The sequence below is a fragment of the Pseudonocardia tropica genome (assembly GCF_040105315.1).
GTDB lineage: Bacteria > Actinomycetota > Actinomycetes > Mycobacteriales > Pseudonocardiaceae > Pseudonocardia > Pseudonocardia alni.
This window is the reverse complement of record NZ_JBEDNP010000056.1, coordinates 1-3,264: the sequence shown is the minus strand read 5'-3', so window position 1 is coordinate 3,264 and position 3,264 is coordinate 1. Positions and strand designations below refer to the sequence as shown.

Annotated in this window: 5 protein-coding genes; all 5 read left to right on the top strand. The window is 75.1% G+C overall.

Annotated elements, in window-relative coordinates; translation table 11 throughout:
* The coding region (locus tag WHI96_RS27330) for a M56 family metallopeptidase (RefSeq protein WP_349302499.1) at positions 1-648 on the top strand (648 nt) is incomplete at its 5' end.
* A gap of 90 nt (positions 649-738) precedes the next feature.
* The gene (locus tag WHI96_RS27325) at positions 739-1,482 is read left to right on the top strand and encodes a DsbA family protein (RefSeq protein ID WP_345650311.1); all 744 of its coding nucleotides are present in this window, start codon (positions 739-741) and stop codon (positions 1,480-1,482) included.
* Positions 1,479-2,339, top strand: a complete 861-nt coding sequence (locus WHI96_RS27320; RefSeq protein WP_345650314.1) for a cytochrome c biogenesis CcdA family protein — start codon at positions 1,479-1,481, stop codon at positions 2,337-2,339. The genes WHI96_RS27325 and WHI96_RS27320 overlap by 4 nt, the downstream gene beginning before the upstream one ends.
* The gene (locus WHI96_RS27315) at positions 2,336-2,809 is read left to right on the top strand and encodes a hypothetical protein (RefSeq protein ID WP_340287511.1); all 474 of its coding nucleotides are present in this window, start codon (positions 2,336-2,338) and stop codon (positions 2,807-2,809) included. Before WHI96_RS27320 ends, WHI96_RS27315 begins: the two co-directional genes overlap by 4 nt.
* Positions 2,806-3,264 (top strand): L,D-transpeptidase (locus WHI96_RS27310; protein WP_349302498.1); only part of this gene is annotated, 459 nt, incomplete at its 3' end. The genes WHI96_RS27315 and WHI96_RS27310, both read left to right, overlap by 4 nt.

Below are 3,264 nucleotides of genomic sequence, written 5' to 3'. Positions count from 1 at the left end.
ACGCTGCTGGCCCTGCTGGCCCGGGTCGCCGGCCTGTTCGCGGCGTCGCTGCGCCGGCAGCGACGGCACCGGACCGAACGGTTCGGAGCGTTGCGTGCCGTCGCCGAGGTCTGCGACGGCGTCTGGTGGATCCCGTGCGACGACCCGGTCGCGTTCTCCCTCGGCGGCGGTCGCCGGGGGATCGTCGTGGCCGCCACCGGTCTGCGCCGCCTCGGCCCCCGGGTCGTCGACGCGGTCCTCGCACACGAGCGCGCCCACGTACGGGGCCGTCACCACCTGGCGGTCGCGCTCGCCGTCGCCGCCGCGGAGGCGCTGCCCCGGATCCCGCTGTGCCGCGCGGCGCCGGGGGCGGTCGGGGTGCTGTGCGAGCTCGCCGCCGATGCGGCGGCGGTCCGCCGGCACGGCCCCGCAGCGGTCCGCGCCGCGCTCGCCGGGACGGCGGGGCGGACCGTGACGCCGCGCGGCGCGGTGGGGTTCGACGCGTTCCCCGAGGTGCGTCGCTCCTGGCTCGACTCGCCCCGGTCGGCCCTCCTGCGCGGCGACGGCGCCGCGGCCCGGCTGCTGACCGGTGCGGTGGCCCTGGTGCCCGCGCTGCTGCCCGCGGCCGGTGCGGTCGCCCTGGTGCTCGCGGCCTGCCTCGCCCCCTGAGGGCCTGCGGACCCCATTGACCGGACATTCACCTCGATCTACTACCGTGTTCGTAGACAGCTACTACTCGGATAGTAGAAAGGGGCCGGCATGGGACGCACGACCGGCAATCTGGAGCGCCGGGGCCGGCAGCGGGACGTGACGATCGTCGTCGTCCTCGTCGTGTTGGCCCTGGGGCTGATCGGCTACCTCGTTCTCGGGGCCACCGGTGGCGACGACGCCGCCCCGCCCGCGACGCCGGGGCAGTCGGCCGACGCCGGGCAGCCGGCCGTCGGCCCGCTGGGCGACATCGCCCGTCGCGAGGAGGGGGATCCTGCCGCGCTCGGCCGCACCGACGCCCCGGTGGTGATGGTCGCGTTCTCCGACTACCGCTGCCCGTTCTGCGCGAAGTTCAGCCGGGACACCGAGCAGCAGCTCGTGGACGAGTACGTGCAGGACGGCAGGCTGCGCATCGAGTGGCGCGACTTCCCGATCTTCGGGCCGGAGTCCACGCTGGCCGCCCAGGCCGGTCGGGCCGCGGCGATGCAGGGCCGGTTCTGGGAGTTCAACAAGGCGGTCTTCGCCGACAGCCCGGAGCGTGCCCACCCGGACCTGCCCGAGGACACGCTCGTCGCCTACGCCGAGAAGGTCGGTGTCCCCGACATCGCGAAGTTCCGGACCGACATGCACGGGCCCGAGGCGGCGAAGGCGGTGCAGCGCGACCTCGACGAGGGGTCGGCGCTCGGGGTGCCCAGCACCCCGGCCTTCGTCGTGAACGGGCACCCGCTCATGGGGGCCCAGCCCGTCGCCGAGTTCCGGGCGCAGATCGACCAGGCGCTGGCGGCCACGCGGTGAGCGGTATCGGTCTGCCGGCGGCCTTCCTGGGTGGGCTGCTCTCCCTGGTCAGCCCGTGCGCGGCGCTGCTGCTGCCGTCGTTCTTCGCCTACGCCTTCGACCGCGTCGGCACCCTGATCGGCCGCACGCTGACCTTTCTGGCAGGCCTGCTCGTGGTGCTCGTGCCGCTCGGCGCCGGGGTGGCCCTGGTCGGGGACCTGCTGACCCGCTACCGCGGCCTCGTCACGACCCTCGGGGGGCTGCTCCTGATCGTGTTCGGGGTTCTCGCCGTCCTCGGCATCGGGTTCGCCAGTTCCTCCGCGGCCCGGGCCGCAGGGCGTATCCGGGTCTCGGGCCCGTTGTCGACCTTCGCGCTGGGCACGGTCTACGGACTGGCCGGGTTCTGCGCCGGGCCACTGCTCGGCAGCGTCCTGACGGTCGCCGCGATCGGGGCCGAGCCGGGCTACGGCGCGGCGCTGCTCGCCGCCTACGCGGTGGGGATGGCCGCCCCGCTGTTCGTGCTGGCCCTGCTCTGGGACCGCTTCGGGCTGGGTCGCAGGCCGTGGCTGCGCGGCCGTGAGATCACCCTCGGCCCGCTGCGCACCCACACGACGAGCCTGGTCTCGGGGCTGCTCTTCATCGGCATCGGGATGCTGTTCCTGCTGACCGACGGGACCGCCGGGATCATCGCGCCCACCACCGTCGACCAGCAGGCCGACGCCCAGGTCGCGATCCGCGACCTGGTCGGCGGGGTGCCGGACGTCGTCGTCCTGCTCGCGATCGTCCTGCTCGCGCTGGTCGTCGCGGTGGTCAGGCTGCTGCGCTCCCGTCGCGGCGCCGGCACCGCCGCCGAGCGGGACCACGAGGAGGTCCGGTGAACGCGCTCGACGCACTGCGCGCCTGGACCGTCCGGCACTGGACCGTCGCCACGGTGTCCGCGGTCGCGACGGCCGTGGTCATGGCGGTCCCGACGGCCGTGCTGCCGAACCCGTGGTTCTGGCGTGAGGTCCCGACCCCGGCCTGGGCCTACCCGGTCCTCGCGCTGGTCGCGATCCTGTCCGGGCTGGTCGCGGCCACCTACGTCCGGAGCCCCGACGGGCCCGGCGGCCGCCGCGCCTCGGCAGGCGCGCTGCTCGGCTTCTTCGCCGTCGGCTGCCCGGTCTGCAACAAGCTCGTCCTGCTGGTGCTCGGCTACGCCGGGGCCATGACGTGGTTCGAACCGGTCCAGCCGTTCCTGGCGGTGCTGGCGGTGGCCGGTATGGCCGCGGCCCTGCGGGCCCGGCTGCGCGGGGCGCTGGCCTGCCCGGTGCCCGTGGCGACACCCCGATCCCCGGAGGAGATCCCGTGAACACCCTGCTGCGCCGTGCTCTGACCGTCGTCGTCACCGGCGGCGTCCTCCTCGGAGGCGCCGGTCTCGCGTCCGCGGCCGGCGACGCGTCCGAGGCGCCGGCGCCCCCGGCGAGCACGGCGACGCCGTCCGGTGCCGCTGTCCCCGGCACGCCGTGCACCGCGTCGGCCGATGCCTGCGTCGACCTGGCCTCGCACACGGCGTGGCTGCTCGACGACGGCGAGGTGACCCGGGCGGTCCCGTTCCTCGACGGCGACCCGCGCAGTCCCACCCCCGTGGGGACGTTCGCGGTCGACTGGAAGGCGCAGAACTACCACAGCCGCGAGTTCGACGCGGACATGCCGTTCTCGGTGTTCTTCGCCCCGGGCGGCATCGCCTTCCACGAAGGGTCGCTCGAACGGCCGTCCGCCGGGTGCGTGCACCTCGGGAAGCCGGACGCGGTCGCGTTCTTCGAC

Coding starts and splice junctions, on each gene's coding strand:
- WHI96_RS27325 (WP_345650311.1), top strand. CDS start 739: ATGGGACGCACGACCGGCAATCTGGAGCGCCGGGGCCGGCAGCGGGAC.